The organism is Parabacteroides sp. AF17-3 (assembly GCF_003635445.1).
Classification (GTDB): Bacteria; Bacteroidota; Bacteroidia; order Bacteroidales; family Tannerellaceae; genus Parabacteroides; species Parabacteroides goldsteinii.
In genome coordinates this window covers 128936-147056 of sequence record NZ_QTMM01000009.1, presented here as the reverse complement: position 1 = coordinate 147056, position 18121 = coordinate 128936, and the positions used below count along the sequence as shown (strand labels likewise).

The following is an 18121-nucleotide window of genomic DNA, read 5'->3' as shown; positions in this document are numbered from 1 at the left end:
GATTACTTATTTATTGGGGTCAGGAGCCAGGCGGGTATCGAGTGTCTGGTTGATAACCAATAAAACATCTTCCAGCGGAAGATCATTGAAAGTGGCCGTCAGTTTCAGATTCGGAGTTTCTGCTTTATTGATTATATTCACCTGATAGTATTCATTCAGATCGCTGACCACCTTCTCCAACGGGGTGTCATTGAAGCGCAACTGCCGGGTTTTCCACGACAGGGTATTAAGGTCTTCTTCTTCCAGTATCGTGATTCCTTTACTTTCCATAGAATAGGAGGCTGACATTCCGGCGGTTAATATCACTTTGTCCGTTTCACTGCCGGTAACGCCAAAGCTGACTTTACCGGTCATCACATCCACATCCGTCCCGTCCGGCTGTTCATCTATCTGAAAACTGGTGCCGAGCACGGTGACTTCCGTCCGTTCAGTATATACAGAGAAGGGGCGTGCTTCATTCCGCGTCACTTGGAAAAAGGCTTTTCCTTTCATCTCCACTACACGCCGTTCCTTTCCGTAAGCTTTTTTATCATATCGGATGGAAGAATTACCAGCCATCGAAATCAATGTGCTGTCGGGCAGGTAAACTTCCATGATTTGTCCCGGTTCGGTCGTAACAGCAACCCATTCGGGCGAATTACGATCGGTCATAAAATAAGTACCAAAACCAATGAGCAGCAACAACACCGACGCAGCCGCCATCCAGTAGCGACGGAAAGAGACCGTACGGCGTACCTGATGCTTGCCGGCAAACTTTTGCCAAGCCTTATCAGTATCCAGACGTCCTTCCTCGTAGTGTTTCGCTACGAAACGAATGCGTTGTTCCAGTTTATGTTCCTGCTCGTTGTTCATATATATTATTTTCTAAAACCTATATCCTACTGTAAAGCTTACAGTATGATAGTTTAAAGCTACATTTTCATATTCGTACTGCTTGCCCAATCCCATATCGTAAGCGACATTAAAGGAAAAGCGTTTCACATCAACTCCGGCATTCAGCGCAACCCCCCAGTCAAAACGTTGAAGACTGCTGTTTTTGAACGGATTAACCGACTCATCTACATGCCATGTACCTTTTTCGGATACTTCCAAAAACTTTGACTTGTACTTTCCTCCAATGCCATAAGCAAGATAAGGACCGACTGCGACATGCATTTTTATATCATCTCCAATTTTCCAATTAAAGCGGGCAAGTACCGGTAATTGCAAATAATCTCGACGAGTACTTCCTTCATTCACATAAATTCGCTCTATTCGCATATCGGTTGGAAGGCTTAAACTTCCTCCTTGTCCATAAAAACCGTAGTAGCCGTCCATTTGCCATATAATATCCGAATTCCTTGAGGCGAAACTTAAATAACAGTCATTCCAATTTCCATCTTTATCCATTGCTTTACCTACAGCTCCTCCGTATGAACTTTTCCCTGCTCCGCGTTGTACATAATACAGGCCGGATTGAAGTGAAAACAATCCTGAACCAAAAGTATAACTCACAGCCGCACCGGCTTTAAAACCGACAGCAGCAGGCGAATCCTTGTACTTCGTCACATTCATTCCGGCCTCAGGAGTTACAGACCATTGTGCACTAACCTCCGTCACACACATCAACATCATCATCAACATCACGCAAGATGTAATCTTCTTCATCATCATTTCTCTCATTCTTAGTGAAACAAAAATTTGTAATACCTTTTGTCTCTAAGACAGAGTTAATGGAAAAAACCCCTACTCCGGATAAAACTTTTTTCTCAGGTCACGCCAGCCCCAAGAGAAAGTTATAGATACGCACAGCTGTTTCCCGCAACGCTTTCAAAGCCTTACCCATCTGATTCTCAACCGTCTTGATTGAGATATTCAGTTCTTCCGCAATCTCCTGGTACTTCAGGCCGTCGCGTTTGGAAAGTAAAAAGATTTTTTTGCGTTCGGGAGGTAAACCGTCGATAGCATTCCACAGCCGGGCATCGCGTTCGGCATTATACATCTGCTCCTCTTCCGACGAGTCTTCCATATCCGGAAACTGGTCGGTAGTCTGCAATTCGACCGGCTGAGTCACCAGCGACAGGGAACGGTTGCGTACTGCCTGGTACATATAGGATTTAAGATTCTCAATCAACACATTATTGATATTCTTATCCCATACATCGGCAAAGGCTTGCTGTACAATATCCTCCGCATCATCTAACCGTTCAGTGAAACGGAGTGCAAACAAGCACAGAGGTTTATACAAATCCCTGAAATACTGTTCAAACTCTCCGCTGGAAATGATTGCCATACGTTTGCTATCTGTAACTATTCGCCACAAAGTAAAGCAGATTTCTTGATAGTCAGATATAATTTCAACATCTTTATCACATATTTAAGAAATTATGGGCTAAAGGATAGTTAATCTATTATCAAATCCAGCACGATTTATTGCAAGATTGTTATCTTTGTTGTGTAACAAAAAAGACAGGAGGTAGTATGAACCACATTTTACACAATAAACTGGAAGCTCTAAAGGAGCTTTGTCGGCGGTATAAAGTAAAAAGCCTTTATGCTTTTGGTTCGGTAAATACACCCCGATTTACCGAAAAAAGCGATATCGACCTATTGATAGAGTTCGAGCCGGATATTTCTATTGAAGAATATACCGATAATTATTTTCTTTTACATAATAAACTAACAGAGTTGTTTCGAAGGAAAATCGATCTTGTCACTCATCGTTCACTCTCAAACCCATTCTTTATTGCCGATGTAGAACAGACAAAACAGCTTCTTTATGGCGCGTAGTATTCAGAAATATCTATATGATATACAACAATCGATCTCATCGATCGAGGAGTATTATGATAAAGTCGACAACGTCATTATCTGGGGAGTTGTTAACAAAAATCTGCCGAAACTAAAAGAACAAGTTGAAGACTTATTAGGAGGTTTCACCATATTATAAAGGCACACAGAATAGATCTCTGCGTGCCTCTCTTTTTTTTCTCCTAAACTATCCTGAAATCAATACGGCCGAAACCCGATAATTTCACGGACTTCCGCTAATGTTTTAGCGGCGCTTTCGCGGGCTTTTTCGGCTCCCATGCGGGCTACTTTCTCCATGTATTCCTCGTTGGAACGGATGTCGATAATCTTTTCGCGGATCGGTGCACAGAAGTTGTTGATATCTTCTGCCAGCTGCTTCTTCAAATCGCCGTAACGAATTTCGCAGTTGTTGTACTTTTCGTTGAAGAAATCGTATGTATCTTTCGTTGAAACGATATCCATCATGGCAAACAAGTTGGCAATCGGTTCGGGCTTCACACTATTCGGTTCCGTAGGACCGGCATCGGTGACTGCCTTCATGACCTTTTTCTTGATTGCTTTTTCATCATCGATCAGATAGATGGCATTGCCTTCGCTCTTACCCATCTTACCGGAACCGTCCAGGCCAGGAACTTTTACTGCCTTCTCTGTCAGGTGGAATGATGCCGGTTCGGGGAAGAAATCGACTTCAAACGTTGAATTGAAGCGGCGGGCAAAACGGCGGGCCATCTCCATATTCTGTTCCTGGTCTTTTCCTACCGGCACTTTCACGGCTTTGTGGATGATGATATCGCCGGCCATCAAAGTCGGGTAAGTCAGCAAGCCTGCACTTACGCTATGACGGTTTCCTTCGTTGAAGATTTCTTTTTCCACGTCACCTTCCGCCGTATTTACACGGTCGATATGAAGCATCTGACGCGCTTTATCCTTGAAAGAAGTCGTACGCATCAATTCGCCGATACCGGCATTCATATTGAGGTAGAGATACAACTCTGCCACTTCACACACGTCGCTCTGTATATAGATAGTCGCCTTTTCGGGATCGATGCCGCAGGCCAGATATTCAGCCAGGATTGTCTTCGCGCTGTTACGGATATTTTCCGGACGCGGATGCGTAGTCAGGGAGTGCCAGTCTGCAATAAAGAAAAAGCAATTATACTCATTCTGCATTTGCAGAAAACTCTTTACTGCTCCGAAGTAATTCCCCAGATGCAAATTACCTGTTGGCCTGATGCCACTTACTACTGTTTCCATTTCTAAATTCTTTATTTTATTCAAACAGCCGCAAAGATAGTAATTTTAGAATACAAATCCGTTCCAGAAAGACGAATTGTCTTTCGTTTTCTCCTGCTCCAAAGTCATTTGGTTGCGCAGTTTCTTAATCAGTTTGGCATGTTTCTTTTCTCCTGCCAGGTTATTCATCTCCCAAGGATCGGCCTTCAAATTGAACAGTTGGGTGGTACGCACGCCTTTTACATTATATTCGCACAGCTTCCATTCGCCATCGGATACGGCACGCTGGTTATCCATATAGCTGTAATAGAGATAATCGCGCACGGGTTTGTCTTCTTTGATGGCGGGGACAAGGCTCACGCCGTCTACCGAAGAAGGGATATTCGCACCGACCATCTCGCACAAAGTCGGGAAAACGTCGATCAGGTAACACAGCTTATCGCTCTTCTGTCCTTTGACGTCTTTGCCTGCCTGTTTAATCATCAGAGGTACACGGACACTATGTTCATACACATTCTGCTTGCCCATCAGACCGTGTTGTCCGACTGCCAATCCGTTATCGCCGGCAAAGACGATAATTGTATTTTCATATTCGCCCGTTTCTTTCAAGGCTTTCACGATATCGCCCACACGGCGGTCCACATGGGTGACCATGGCGTAGTATTCCATGATATGTTTCTTGATTTCGTCCGGCACACGGGGAATGGCGGCGAGTACCTCGTCACGGATCACCAATTCGCCGTTGTCGAACGGATGCTTATCCATATAGTTCGGTGGCAACTGGATTTTGTCGAAGTCGTACTGGCGCATGTATTCGTCCGGCATGGTACGCGGGTCGTGCGGCGACATATAGGCAACGGAGAGGAAGAAGGGTTTGCCGGCTTCCTTTTGTTTTTCGATATATTCGACGGCATCTTCGGTAAAGATATCTACCGAGTGTTTGCCAGAGAGCATATATTCGCCTTTTTCATACGTAATGACATTGCTTTTTGCCCAATCTTTTACGACAGGGCGTTTATTGCTATAGTCGCAATCGGCATTGTAGTCGTAGAGCGGTACGTTCCAGTGGTCCCACATGCCACCGAAGTAGATGCCTTTACCATCATTGAAGCAACGGTTCATTGCCTGGTAGCCGTTATGCCATTTGCCGGTATGGAAGGAATTATAACCGGACTGCTGCAATGTTTCACCAATCAGTTTATGGTCTTCCGGAACAGTTGCCCCCTGCTTTTCTAGGGTGTAGAGATATTTACCGGTCATCAGCATGGCACGGCTCGGCATACTGACTGCGCCGGAGGTTCCGCCCATGATATGAGCGTTCGTAAAGACGGTACTCTCGGCAGCCAGTTTATCCAGATTGGGAGTGTGTATGTCCTCGACACCCAGGAAATCCATTGCCGTTCCACGCATGTCATCCGCCAGTATCAGGATGATATTGGGATTCTTATCGGCAGCAAACAGGCTGGTTGCTGAAAGCATGGCCGTACTTAATAAGGTTAATTTCTTATTCATAAAAGTTTTACTTAGTTTGTATATTCTTTATTGTTCTGATTGGCTCTTACCAGAGTTGCATTGTTGGAAGTGTTTCATCATAATGAAACAGTTGTTTCTCCTTATTGAAACAGTTGTTTCATTACTTAGAAACACTTTTTACCCAGGGAGCTATTCACACCGATGCCAGCATCGATAAAAAGAGAGTTCCTCAGGATCTTACAGATTGCCTCAAAGAGTAGCCGGATTCACCCGGTAACTCTTTCCGGCAACCGTGGCAAAGGTTGTTTCGTAATATTCTTTCCCGTTGGAAGTAACCGGCGAAGAAGTAGCCACCTCTTTACCACCCTCTTTAATCGTAACAGGAACCGAAGTCCTTAACCGGCACTCGTTACCACTTCCGGAAAGAATCGTCGCTTCTGACAAATGACCTTGTTTCCAATTCATGGCTACTTCGAAATTTCCACGTGCTTTCAGACCGGATACAGAGCCTTCGCCCCATACATCGGGCAGGGCAGGCAACAGTTGGATAAATCCGGCATGGCTCTGCATCAACATTTCGGCTACACCGGCTGTATATCCGAAGTTACCGTCGATCTGGAAAGGAGGATGAGCATCCAGCATATTCTTAAACAGGCCGCCTCCTTTACGTCCATTGCCAAAACCGACCGGGTTAAATAAGTTTGAAACAATTCTATAAGCATGGTTTCCATCCTGCAAACGGGCCCAACAGTTGATTTTCCATCCCATCGACCAACCGGTGGCTTCGTCGCCACGCAAAATCAAGGTTTGTTTGACTGCATCGAACAAATCAGGAGTTCCGTCTGCCGTGATCTGATTACCGGGATGAAGTCCGTACAAATGGGAGAAATGACGGTGTTTCGGTTCCCATTCCTTAAAATCATACATCCATTCCTGTAATTGGCCCCGTGCACCGATCTGATAAGGTAACAGGCGGGGAAGTTTATCCTTCAGTTCAGCCTGAAGCGATTCGTCCAAACCCAGCATTTCCGCAGCTTGAAGCGTACGGGTGAAAGTTTCGCGGACAATAGCCATATCCATAGTCGGCCCCATCGTCATAGCTCCCTGTTTACCGTTATCCATGATAAAACGGTTTTCAGGAGAAACGCCGACAGGAGTTACCAAACGTCCGTTACCATCATCTATCAGCCAGTCGGCAAAGAACTCGGCTGCCCCTTTCATCAACGGGTAAGCCCTGTTCTTCAAAAAGTCCTGATCCTGTGTGTAAAGATAATGTTCCCAAAGATGGCTGCATAACCAACCTTGCACCATCGGCCAGAAAGAGGCAGTCGGCACATTATCATTGGGTACGGATTCACGCCAGATAGATGTATTATGATGCCCTACCCAACCGCGCCTGTTATACATGTTGCGGGCTGTTTCGGCTCCGGAAACCGCCAGTTCGTCGATCAGGCGGAAAAGAGGTTCGTGGCATTCGGACAAGTTGGTCACTTCTGCCGGCCAATAATTCATTTCGGTATTGATATTGATTGTATATCCACTGTTCCAGGCAGGAACAACATCTTTATTCCATATTCCTTGTAAGTTCAACGGTTGTCCTCCGGGACGCGAACCACTGATCATCAGGTAACGACCGAATTGAAACAACAGAGCAGCAAGATCGGGATCCCCCATCGTCTCAAACTGAGCAATACGCTGATCGGTAGGCATTGCCTTTTGTTCCGTAGAAGAAGGCAGTTGCAAGTCAACGCGGTCGAATAGCTTCTGATAATCTGCCATATGACGTTGTTTCAATTGCTTATAATCATAAGCAAGGGCTTTATCCAGAATACCGGCAGCTTTAGCGGAAGGGTCTACGCCTTCACGGCTCGGACTTTTATCGAAACCATTGAAACTGGTGGCCATACTTAATACGAAGTAAACTTCATTGGTATTATACACATGTACGCCCGCATCGGTTATTTCATAATCGCCACCTTTAGGAAGAACAGGCTTCAACTGGGCTTCGAAGAACATACCCTTGTTATCAATCTCGTCACCGTAAAGAACACGTTTATCGAATTTACGGTTCCCTTTTTCATCATATAATTCCGGATGCTTATATTGATCGCCCCAGGCTTCCATCTGTTCAAACGTACGGCGTTCCACATATCCCGGAGCCTGTCCGTGAAGAACCAGACGGTCGGTTCCTTTCGACTGTTTGGCAGTCGGGTGCGGAGAGGTGAAATTAAGAGACAGATCAAGGCCGTCCGGAGTACTGCTTTTCAGGTGGACGATAATAACATCGTCAGGATGGGAAGCAAATATCTCACGTTCATACTGCACACCGTTCTGTTCGAAAACCGTACGGGTGACGGCATCCGAGATATTCAGTTCACGTTTATAACCGGACACTTCTCCCGGCTTGTTGTTCTCGATAAACAGATCGCCAAAAGGCTGATAATACTGGTGCAGACGACCCAACCAATGTTTGCAGACAAGGTCGGAGGCTTCGTCATACTTTTGCGCCTTCATCAGTCCTACCACCTTATCGAACATCTCGGGGGTAATTTTGATATCTTTAAAGACAGTCGAAGGTTCCCCGCTATAAAGCGTGTTTTCGTTCAGTTGCAACTGTTCCTTGTCTACGCCGCCAAACACCATGGCTCCGGCACGGCCGTTACCGATCGGAAGGGCTTCATTCCAGTTTTCCGAAGGTTCGTTATACCACAAGACAAGCGATTCTTTCTTTTGTGTTTCCGCACACGCGAAACAACAAAAACATAGAAGAAGAGAAAATAAAACGCGTATATTCATGATTATTAGATGTTAATTACAAAAAATGTCTCCGGACAACAAAAGTAGTTGTTTTCCGGAGACATCAAAAGTTTTTTACAATATTTCAATCAGAGCAGGTCTATATTACCCAAAGTAAGCTTGCCTTCCTGTGCCATTACAGTAGGTTCTATACGCACATAACGGGCAGCAACAGTATTCTTGAAATAATGGAAACGTTTAGTCGGGTCGTTCACTAAATTCCCAAACTCCACACTTTCCACTGTTTTCCACTGCTGTCCGTCATCACTGACTTTGACAACAACTTTGGTCACACCTCCTTTGAAGTTCTTACCGGCCTGTGGCGTATAAGCCAATCCGCTCAGTTCCTGGCTCTTTCCTAAGTCAATAGTCAGATACAACGGATTACCTTTCACCTCTGACAACTTCCAGTCTTTCTTAATCAATCCCAGTCGTTCACTGGCCACAGCTCCTTTTTCACCATGTAAAACAGCAACCGCTTTCAATTCACAACGATCCAATACAACCGGTTCTTTATATTCGGTAGAAGTTTCGCTCGGTTCAGTACCATCTGTCGTATAATAAATCTTATATCCTACATTCAGGTTTTCAGCCGCATTCTGTCCGTGAGAATTCCACCCGAAATCTTGCAACTTAGGCTTGATAGCCACTTTGCCATCCATATCTCGTCTAAAGCTCAACTGGGGCGTACGAGATTTGTAATAATGGGCTGAGATATGGCTGATAACCGGAATCAAGCGAGATTCCAACAAACGGAAACGAAGCTTGTCAGTTGTCACCTCCGGGAAACGAAGGATACGTTTATAACCGATATTGGTCGATACAGCAATCTCTTTCCAGGCGCCGTCGATCCAGGCGTCTACTGCATGTTTCTCCACACGTTCACTATGAGTGGCAATGGCTTCCTGAAGCATGATACGGTTGAGGGTGACAGGAGAAGGCATTGTAACGGTAAACTCCTTCTCTTTCATCAACAAATAAGTGTCATTCTTTCCATCCAAAACTTCTTTCGGACCTTTAGCACCAGCCAACAAATCCGTGCCGTATGTCTCGCGAATACGTTTACCGGCCTTTTTCAACGACTCAACGTCTGCCGGAGAGAATTTACCGTCACGGTTAGGCGGTATGTTCAACAGGAAGGTAGAGTTACCTCCAACAGCCCGTTCGTAAATATCGAACACATCATCGGCACTTCTCACTTTCTGATGTGTATCATCACGGTAGAACCAGCCTTCACGGATAGACGTATTAGTTTCTGCCTGCTGATAATGCAGGTATTTTGCCTGATATAGTTTCTCGCGATCGCCCAGCACGGGGTCTGTCATATCGGCAAACTGTGTCATTGTATCCGGATCTGCCTGGTAAGTGATTACGTTCCATTCCGTAGGACGGGTTCCACCGGCCTCGTTACCACACCAGCGAACATCTTCACGACCGAATATCACAGCATTCGGAGCCAGTTTATGGATCAGTTCTTTCCATGCCGGATAGTTGTAAGTCTGGCCACCTTTCCGTTTCGGATGTGCACCGTCAAACCAGACTTCATGTATCGGGCCATATTCAGTCAGTATTTCAAACAACTGGTTCAGGAAATATTCATTGTAATCGTCCACCACAAACTCAAATTTCGTTTGGTTGGCAAACGGTCTGCCCGGCACTTCGCGCGGGATGGTTCGTTTTGTATATTCACTGAGATTTCCATATAATCCGTCAGGACTTTCTATCTGGAACAAATCGGCCGGTGAAAGATAAACACCCAGCTTCAATCCGTATTTCTGACAAGAAGCGGACAAGTCTTTTAAGACATCGCCTTTACCGTCCCGGAAATTCGACGACATAATGCCATGTTTTGTATAACGGCTTTGCCAAAGGACAAATCCGTCATGATGCTTTACGGTAATAATAACCATTTTCATGCCGGCAGCTTTCATCGCTTCACACCACTGATCGGTATCGAGTTCCTTCAGATCGAACACTTTCGGATCTTCCATACCGTTCCCCCATTCCATCCGGGTAAACGTATTCGGCCCGAAATGAATAAAAGCGATAAACTCATTTTGCAGTGCCGCCAATTGGTTAGGAGTCGGCACCACATGGGCAGCTTTCTCAATAATGAGTTCTTTAGTGTCGCCCTCCTCAATTTTAATCGTATTTTGAATAGGCATACTCGATTCCTGCGTTTGAGAACAGGCAGAAAGAAGCATAGTCCCTACCAAAAATGAATAGATTTTTTTCATGTGTTTTATATGATAAATATGTTGAGAAACCAAAAATACGCTTTAAATCTCTAATTCAATAAATTAACATATGTAAAAAATTACACAAAGGTTTACGGATATTTCTTTACTTGTCGGTAAATTCCACATAGACATCTTCAATGGTCGACACCAAAGGATAACCGCCTATAGAATCACCCAACCCGACTTCTTTCGGTGCAGGAGGCATAAAATCAGCCTTTACTCCTTTTACATCAGCACCCTCTTCTGTCAATGTCACAATAGCATACAGAGGTTTATCATACATCATAGAATATGCCATCAGGCCATATTTATCATTGATTTCTTTTGGAAATCGCTTCTCTGTCATAGTCTCCTTGCCGATCCACACATAGGAAGCACTATTGATCTGCATATAGGTGATCCCATTAATATTTTTCGTATAATTACTATGGTTATGCCCGCTGAAAGCAAGTAGCACTTTCTTAAATCCCGCACGTTTGTTTTCCTTTTCCAGAATGTTCCGCACTTCTACACCGTTTTTAAGTTCACTATCCAAACTTTGATGAGACAGCAAAACGGTCTTCAAGTCCGTCGATGCCAAATCCTTTTCCAGCCATTCCATTTGCTCCTTGTCCATATACGAATGGTTGCTCAACGGATACTTCCCATAATTCGCATGGTCATAATGATGAATTTCTTCACCATCGGAATAATTATTACCATCAAGTACCACAAAATGAAAATTACCCTTGTCAAATGAATAATAACGATTCGGCATACCCATTCCCACTACATATTCATCTACACTGTAACGGTCAAGGTCATGATTCCCTATGGCATGATGTTTTTCTCCTTTAAAACTGTTCCATACATCTCTGTACACTTGGCTCGCACTGTCAAGTCGACAAAAATCCCCTAGTTCAATGATAAAATCGACATTCTCATCACTGGCCGCTTTAATAAATGTTTCAACACGTTCCTTCCCGCCCGGAACATCCGGTGCATGAAAATCCGATGCAATGGCGAATCTTACCGGTGCTTCTTTTTTTACACAAGATATCATCACCGTCCCCATCATGGTTACAGCTAGAAACAAATGCACTAATTTCAAATAGTTCATAAATTTAATTATTGTTTTATTAAATATCGATTACTACCTTGACGAATATCCAAATACTTCTGCCATAAGGCTTTAATAAGTCATTAAGTTTTTTTCCATTTCAAAAGTACGTCATTATTTCCCAATTCGTCCCAATTGTAAGAAGAAAAATTTACGCAAAGGTTTGCATACCCTACTGAACCAATGTGTTTTTATTGGTTTTCACACAAATCCATCCCATCCACACATATATTTACATAATTCAAAAACAAAAGAATAAAAATCATACATCTTTCAATCTTGCTGTATTTTTAGGTACACTCGAAGTACCACTACCGGTGCACGATATACCAGCGGTGACGCTTCGAATGTTCCTATGAATTACCCGGATTTAATATCAGTCATCGATTGTTTAGAATTTACTCCAGAAACACCTCTACGTCTTTCATACGGTTGGCTGGAAGAACTTCCAATTTTTGAATTCTACCACCACTATATTCGACCTCAACAGTTGTGTTCTGTGGTGCATGTAACTTAAAATACACATCTTTCTCTTTGGGCCAACAAGGTAATATATGTATTTTATCACCTACTGTCTGCAACAACATCTCCTGCAAACCAATCATACCTGATCCTCCCCAATTATGATCCGGAACCCAATCATGACCAGGTCCCCAAAACGTAGGAAAACGTCGTTCTGCACTTTTCAACTTCTGCATGTTATAACTATACGCCTCATCTACCATCCCCATTCGTGCATAAAAAATACCATCCTGGTGCCAACTGATTACCATATTTTTAGGGAAACTCCCATGCTTCCAAGTGTTCTTAAACAACTGAATTTTATTACTATTGATATCATATCGGTTAAACGGAAAAAGTGGATAAAATTGCGGACACTCCACATTTTGATATTTAATAAACGATTCTGCCGGTTTCACTATTGTATCCCCTTTCATCACATCATAATACAGACCGGGCAATCGCTGCAAATAAGAAGAGAAGTAAGTCCTATCCTTTTCTGAAATAGAATCACTCTTCAACCTCAGTAACTCCTCCAAACAAGAATGAATACCCGAAACCAAATCCGCAGGATTCTTCGCTCCACGATATGATTCACAGGAAGTAGACGGGAAAAATACTAGCTTACCGTTATTATCCAAAGCTTTCCCGGTCCTCATCAATTCTCTTTTCTGATAATGTTCATCGAAAAAGATCAAGGCATTTTTGATAAAAGGCATATATTCGTCAATATTCCTGCCGGTAAAACGATGATATTCCAAAATCATATAGGCATGTTCGACCTGTGATTCCCAATGATAGGCAATAGAACCATTAGCCATAACTCCATGTTCCACCGGCTCAAAATAAGTGTTGACAGCTTTTATCTCCGGCGAACCGAATGGCAGTTCTTTTCCCCGTTGCCTAATATTACTATCATTCCAGCCCCATCCAGCTCCAAAATCAAGTCCTGCATCATTTGCATATTCGCAGAACATGGCGCCATTGTGTCCAAAATATTCCTGAACCCTCAATTGTGCACCCTTCAATCCACGTTTATACAAATTAAACTGGGCTATCATCCCGTCAAAATCTCCACTTTTTAACAGAGGCCAAAAAAGAAGACGTTGATTTTGCGCCGTAAAAACATCTCCACCCCATTGTCGCCAATCCGGATCATGCTCTAATCTGGAATCGACATATGCAGGGTCAAAAGTAAGATTCCCTCCATTAAATTTAGAAGGATATTCTCCATATAAATTACAACCTAACTGATAGCGAAATAACTGATAGTTACGACCGACCTCCCACAAACAGGCAGAATCCCTTCTGGTTGGATCTGTAATTATCCAACTTTGATTCCAAAATTCTCTCCACCATTCTGTGTTTCTCTCCGGATTTCCTTTTTCATTATTTGCCACAGCAGCCTTTTCTTTTAAACAGGAGATCCATTGATTAACATCTGCAGTTTGCTCCTTATAAGTTGCAATCTGGAAATGATAGTCATTACTGGCCTTTTTACTTTTCAGAGACCAGGATTTAAAATCGGTGTTGCAATACTTTCCTTCTGTTATACTTCCAGCGACCAAATTATCTCCAAATATAAAGCCTCCGAATGTCAGATTACTAATAGTATTGCATATTTCATCTTTATAACGGGAAAGCTTCTGTTGCTCGATCATTACATCCGGTGATAAGGTATTCCCTGTATTCCTATGATAAAACAGAATCCCATTTTCAGAAAAAACAATCTGATCTTTTTTCTTGATAACTTTCCCCGGATAACCTTCCAGTCCAAAACAACCGAAACGTCCTCTATTTTTATCAGTCAGTTCCTTATCTTCCGTTCTCCAATTCTCGTAAAAAGCTTCTAATGCTATTTTTTTATTCGAATGCATGTCAAAATGGATAGACTGGGTAAATATATCTACCCAGACTTTGATACAAACAGACTCTCCGTTATCCTTATTGGCCGATATCAGAATGGAACCATCTTTCAGTTTTAAACATTGTTCAAATTTAGTATATTGAATAAATGGGTTAGGAGAAAGACGTAATCGGACACGCCCTAATTTCAAATATTCTCCGTTTTCGCTAAAACAGCCACTTTTCTGCATATAAAGTAAAATATCACCAGACTCGACCCACACATTACAACAGATATCTCCTCCTCCAAATGGCATAGATTCCGATGCATTCAAAGATGGTTGATCCCAAATGACATTGTACATGTCAGTCCACAGGGAAAGCTTTTCCTTCTTTCCCGAATATTGACAAGAAAATAATGCTAGAAAACAAATTGAATATTTTAAATAGTCCCCAAAACTCATAATATCTATTTTTTTTCCAAGAATTCATATAACTCTGCTGCTGTCATCAATAGACTTCCGACCGAATAGCCTCTAACCGATTTCTTTTCAACCTTTCCCGGTTTATCTGCCACCATTTGAACCCAGCCAATTTTTCCTTCTGTATTTACAGCTTTTACCAATGCATTCCAACCCTTTTCTACAGCCGGCATATATTTATCCTTAGGTAAATGCCCCTGGTTAACGCCATAAGCCAAAGCATAAGTAAATAGACCTGTTCCACTTGTTTCCGGCATAGGAAAAGTCTCTTTGTTCAACAAACTAGAACGCCAATAACCATCTTCCCCCTGAAGTTCGATCAGTTTTTCACACATCTCCCGATATAATTGCAGATAAAACGGACGGTACTTTTTATCCTCTTCCGGCAGATTCTTCAATACCTCCACTAAACCCGCTATTACCCAACCATTACCACGGCTCCAGAAAACCTTTGTCCCATTTTCATCTTTCGTATCTAGATATCTTGCATCCCGATAAAACAAATGCTCCTCTTTGTCATATAAATGATCATATGTTGCCAAAAATTCCTTATGTGCAAACTTCATATATTTTTTGTTCCCTGTCAGAGTGTATAAACGAGCATATACAGGGGGAGCCATATATAAAGCATCACACCACCACCAACGATCACTATGCCCCTTCATTACATCGATATTTTCTGCCGGAGGATTAGCCATCACCCAATCAACCCGGGCTTTTGTCGGGACCAACATATTCTCTTTTTTAAACTTAGCATACATATCCAAATAGGCCTGTCCAACACAAAGATCATCACCATGATACATTCTGTTACCCACTTGCCAGGAGAAACCTGAAAATATCTTATTCAGAAAATCGATATAGCCTTTATTATTAGAGCAGTCAGCCCAATCAAATAAACCATTGTACAGAACACCGCTTACCCATCCCTGATTACAACTATTTCTATTTACTTTATAATCTTTCATTTGCCAATCAAAGACAGCATTTGCCACTTGTGATATTGCCTCTTTATTCAACTCCGAGCTGAAGCCTTTTGCTTTTTGATTGATACGGATCGCCGAATTGTATGCTCTGAAACCCGGATACTCATAGTTATACATCCATAAAACATCCGGTTGGCCTCCCTTATGATTTCTAACGACAAATGGTCGTACATTATCACGTGAAGACTCACTGGTGATCGTTTCCGTTTTCCACTTTTCTTTACCTCCGACAAAAATCCATCGCTCAATCTCAAAAACATTGTTTATTGGTCGGGAAGTATAAACGATTGAAGGATTTTCATGATCCAAATAAACACCACCGGAATAATTACATTCATATTCAGGTTTTTCTTTTACATAATTTGATCGCTGAAACCATTGCCCGGCTTTAGTAATAAGATGATTTTCCCACTCACTACCAGTCCAACGGGCATACCAATAAGAATGACTGTTATCCCGATCACTGAAACGAGCATACACAAGTACTGGATTTTCATCCTTATCGAATGCAATATCCCAGATCCAGGCTTTATCGAATGTTTTTGTAGCATCATATACTTTATCAACCTGACTGGGCATAACTGCATGCTCCATACTCTCTGACACAACATCTCCGTTTGCCTTACATAATTTTCCATCTTTATACATCATGAAATAGATAGAATTGGTTGCCCTATCCCGCGGATGTGCATCAGTAAAAGCAAAAAAGATTTTATCTTTATGGTTCGTTGTCATTTTCATGTATGGACGTCCACTCTCACCGTAAATACTATCGTTGACAACAATTGTTACCGGAGCACTCCAATTCTTTAAATCATCACTTGCAATAAAAGTCGGTTTAAAATTACGTCCCCTAAAAAAGAGATAAGTTCTATTATTCTCTCCAGAAAGCATTGCAGCATTCGTATAACAAACCCCAAGATTTCCCGGCATTTTAGGAACAATCGAATCTAATTTACTCCATGAACTAATATCCACCGGCTTTTCAGTCGTTGCATAATAGATTGGAGAATTTGTCGTTCCCCCATGTGCCGAAAAGAAAATCATAATACGTTTGTCCGGGAGAATCATTACAGAAGGATTAGCATGATCGTCATAGTCCAGCTGATCCTTCAATTTATATTGTTTTTTCTGCTGATTAACCGGATCATAAGAGAAAGCCCATATACTTCCTTGTTTATCAACAAATCCTCCTATTATTTTATTTTCCACATAGACAGCCCTTGGATCAGAGAACCAACACCAGGCGCCATCCTGTGTAACAAATGCATAATCTTCTGCATAAGAAGGGGCCTCATCATACTGTTGAGCACACAAATTCCCCTGACAAAAAATTAAAATGAGTAATATAATACCTACCAAGTTTTTCATAAATACTTATTTTTTATAATTCCAACTAGCTTTTTCTATTTAAAGAGCATGGTCCGCCTTTACTTCTTTGCCACTCCAAGCTTTCAGATTAGTCCATTCGGCAAACGGCTCCGACCAAAATTCATCCGTTGTCGGCAATCCCAGCGCCAGCAGACCGACAGCACACAAATACACGCTACCAGTATTGATATACGATTCGGACATATCGAGTTGTTCACCGGTAAATCCAACACGTAGCCAACCATCCGAATCAAAATTGGCCGGAGACTTAAATTGGTTACGTATCACTGTCGTCAATGCACAACGGACTTGTGCCGGCTTAACTCTTCCTGGTAACATATGTAATAATGCAGCTTGGCTTAATGCATGAAAAGCACCGAACCGATAACAAATAGAACGGCCCACTGCAGGGAAGGTCCCTTCCGGAGAGATAAAACGTTCCAGTTGTTCTGCATACCGAGTATGACGTTTCAATTGTATTTCCAGAAAATCTGCACCTTCCAAATGATGTTTTTTCATCATTTTCAAAACATCGGTCAACATTGGATGAATGACAAAACTGTTATAATAGTCCATATGAAAAAACTTTCCATCTCCATAAATGGCATCGCCTTTATACCACTGGTCACGGAATTTAAAAACTCCGTATGTCAAACGCCCCATATCACATTCGCCGGTAAATTCCAGCAATGCAGCTTCCACCATAGAAGCAAATAGCAACCAGTTGTTTTCTCCAGGTTTAATACCCCGGCTACGTTTAAGTTCTGTGATCATCCGTTTTTGAGTCTGATCATCCAACTTCTCCCACAATTGTTTAGGAGCACGAAGCAATCCTTGAGCTAAAAAGGCAGCGTCAACCAACGGTTGGGAAGGTTCTCCGAAAACCAAATAATCCGGAGCACTAGGATCAACAGCATTCCTTAATCCTCTTACTGCCAAATCAATATATTTCGCCCGCAATTGACCTTCCGGGGTATTATCCGGTCCGAGTTCTAGCCATGGAGCTATTCCGCAAATCAAACGTCCGACAGCTTCCAGATGCGAAAACTTACTTCTTGTCTTCGATAAAGACTCATAAGGCATATTCTTTTTCAATGTGTTCTGACTCAGATTAATCAATACAGGATCGGCAATGCGTGTCATCGCACCTATCCAGACAATCCGGTCATCCTCTTGCGCTTTAACAAAAGGAACATATACTAAAGCTACGACAACCAACAATAATTTAAAAGTATGTTTTATCATGTTATGTAGAGTTTTTAATTATCAAACGTAAAACTTCTATTCCAAAAGACTACCATTCGA

13 protein-coding genes are annotated in these 18121 nt (G+C 42.5%); 2 read left to right on the top strand and 11 right to left on the bottom strand.

From position 1 onward, the window contains the following. Nucleotides 1–6: 6 nt before the first annotated feature. From DWW91_RS13640 to DWW91_RS13630, 3 genes are all read right to left on the bottom strand, one after another. A complete protein-coding gene (locus tag DWW91_RS13640) occupies nt 7–852 on the bottom strand; it encodes a FecR family protein (RefSeq protein WP_046145545.1) in 846 nt (281 codons plus the stop codon). A gap of 12 nt (nt 853–864) precedes the next feature. Further along, nucleotides 865–1653, bottom strand: coding sequence for a porin family protein (locus DWW91_RS13635; protein ID WP_046145546.1), 789 nt, complete (start codon nt 1651–1653; stop codon nt 865–867). Nucleotides 1654–1753: 100 nt separating this feature from the next. Then, nucleotides 1754–2272 (bottom strand): RNA polymerase sigma-70 factor, encoded by a 519-nt coding sequence (locus DWW91_RS13630; protein WP_044215195.1) that lies wholly within the window; start codon nt 2270–2272, stop codon nt 1754–1756. 188 nt (nt 2273–2460) lie between these two features. Here DWW91_RS13630 and DWW91_RS13625 point away from each other — a divergent pair, with 188 nt between their 5' ends. Then, on the top strand, nt 2461–2769 hold the full coding sequence (locus DWW91_RS13625) for a nucleotidyltransferase family protein (protein WP_007655564.1): 309 nt from the start codon (nt 2461–2463) through the stop codon (nt 2767–2769). Next, the gene (locus DWW91_RS27850) at nt 2759–2929 is read left to right on the top strand and encodes a hypothetical protein (protein ID WP_165364441.1); all 171 of its coding nucleotides are present in this window, start codon (nt 2759–2761) and stop codon (nt 2927–2929) included. The genes DWW91_RS13625 and DWW91_RS27850 overlap by 11 nt, the downstream gene beginning before the upstream one ends. Before the next feature lie 59 nt (nt 2930–2988). Here DWW91_RS27850 and trpS read toward each other — a convergent pair whose 3' ends face one another. The 8 genes from trpS to DWW91_RS13585 form a co-directional block, all read right to left on the bottom strand. Further along, entirely contained in the window at nt 2989–4044 is a 1056-nt protein-coding gene (trpS, locus tag DWW91_RS13620) for a tryptophan--tRNA ligase (protein WP_122328037.1), read from the bottom strand. 45 nt (nt 4045–4089) lie between these two features. Next, on the bottom strand, nt 4090–5535 hold the full coding sequence (locus tag DWW91_RS13615) for a sulfatase-like hydrolase/transferase (protein WP_122328036.1): 1446 nt from the start codon (nt 5533–5535) through the stop codon (nt 4090–4092). Between the two features lie 210 nt (nt 5536–5745). After that, nucleotides 5746–8292, bottom strand: coding sequence for a glycoside hydrolase N-terminal domain-containing protein (locus tag DWW91_RS13610; protein WP_122328035.1), 2547 nt, complete (start codon nt 8290–8292; stop codon nt 5746–5748). An 89-nt stretch (nt 8293–8381) separates the two neighbouring features. Beyond that, nucleotides 8382–10529, bottom strand: a complete 2148-nt coding sequence (locus DWW91_RS13605) for an alpha-L-fucosidase (RefSeq protein ID WP_122328034.1) — start codon at nt 10527–10529, stop codon at nt 8382–8384. A gap of 106 nt (nt 10530–10635) precedes the next feature. Next, nucleotides 10636–11631, bottom strand: a complete 996-nt coding sequence (locus DWW91_RS13600; RefSeq protein WP_046145549.1) for a metallophosphoesterase — start codon at nt 11629–11631, stop codon at nt 10636–10638. A gap of 398 nt (nt 11632–12029) precedes the next feature. After that, nucleotides 12030–14342, bottom strand: coding sequence for a DUF5703 domain-containing protein (locus DWW91_RS13595; protein WP_052716659.1), 2313 nt, complete (start codon nt 14340–14342; stop codon nt 12030–12032). Nucleotides 14343–14446: 104 nt separating this feature from the next. Next, a complete protein-coding gene (locus tag DWW91_RS13590; RefSeq protein ID WP_122328033.1) occupies nt 14447–16816 on the bottom strand; it encodes a glycoside hydrolase family 88 protein in 2370 nt (789 codons plus the stop codon). Nucleotides 16817–16855: 39 nt separating this feature from the next. Next, nucleotides 16856–18061 carry a DUF2264 domain-containing protein gene (locus DWW91_RS13585; protein ID WP_046145551.1) on the bottom strand — a complete coding sequence of 402 codons (1206 nt, stop codon included), beginning with the start codon at nt 18059–18061 and terminating at the stop codon, nt 16856–16858. Nucleotides 18062–18121 lie beyond the last annotated feature (60 nt).

Bases quoted from the DNA above. Each gene is read 5' to 3' on its own strand.
- DWW91_RS13640 (WP_046145545.1), bottom strand. From the start codon at position 852: ATGAACAACGAGCAGGAACATAAACTGGAACAACGCATTCGTTTCGTA.
- DWW91_RS13635 (WP_046145546.1), bottom strand. From the start codon at position 1,653: ATGATGATGAAGAAGATTACATCTTGCGTGATGTTGATGATGATGTTG.
- DWW91_RS13630 (WP_044215195.1), bottom strand. From the start codon at position 2,272: ATGGCAATCATTTCCAGCGGAGAGTTTGAACAGTATTTCAGGGATTTG.
- DWW91_RS13625 (WP_007655564.1), top strand. From the start codon at position 2,461: ATGAACCACATTTTACACAATAAACTGGAAGCTCTAAAGGAGCTTTGT.
- DWW91_RS27850 (WP_165364441.1), top strand. From the start codon at position 2,759: ATGGCGCGTAGTATTCAGAAATATCTATATGATATACAACAATCGATC.
- trpS (WP_122328037.1), bottom strand. From the start codon at position 4,044: ATGGAAACAGTAGTAAGTGGCATCAGGCCAACAGGTAATTTGCATCTG.
- DWW91_RS13615 (WP_122328036.1), bottom strand. From the start codon at position 5,535: ATGAATAAGAAATTAACCTTATTAAGTACGGCCATGCTTTCAGCAACC.
- DWW91_RS13610 (WP_122328035.1), bottom strand. From the start codon at position 8,292: ATGAATATACGCGTTTTATTTTCTCTTCTTCTATGTTTTTGTTGTTTC.
- DWW91_RS13605 (WP_122328034.1), bottom strand. From the start codon at position 10,529: ATGAAAAAAATCTATTCATTTTTGGTAGGGACTATGCTTCTTTCTGCC.
- DWW91_RS13600 (WP_046145549.1), bottom strand. From the start codon at position 11,631: ATGAACTATTTGAAATTAGTGCATTTGTTTCTAGCTGTAACCATGATG.
- DWW91_RS13595 (WP_052716659.1), bottom strand. From the start codon at position 14,342: ATGTACAATGTCATTTGGGATCAACCATCTTTGAATGCATCGGAATCT.
- DWW91_RS13590 (WP_122328033.1), bottom strand. From the start codon at position 16,816: ATGAAAAACTTGGTAGGTATTATATTACTCATTTTAATTTTTTGTCAG.
- DWW91_RS13585 (WP_046145551.1), bottom strand. From the start codon at position 18,061: ATGATAAAACATACTTTTAAATTATTGTTGGTTGTCGTAGCTTTAGTA.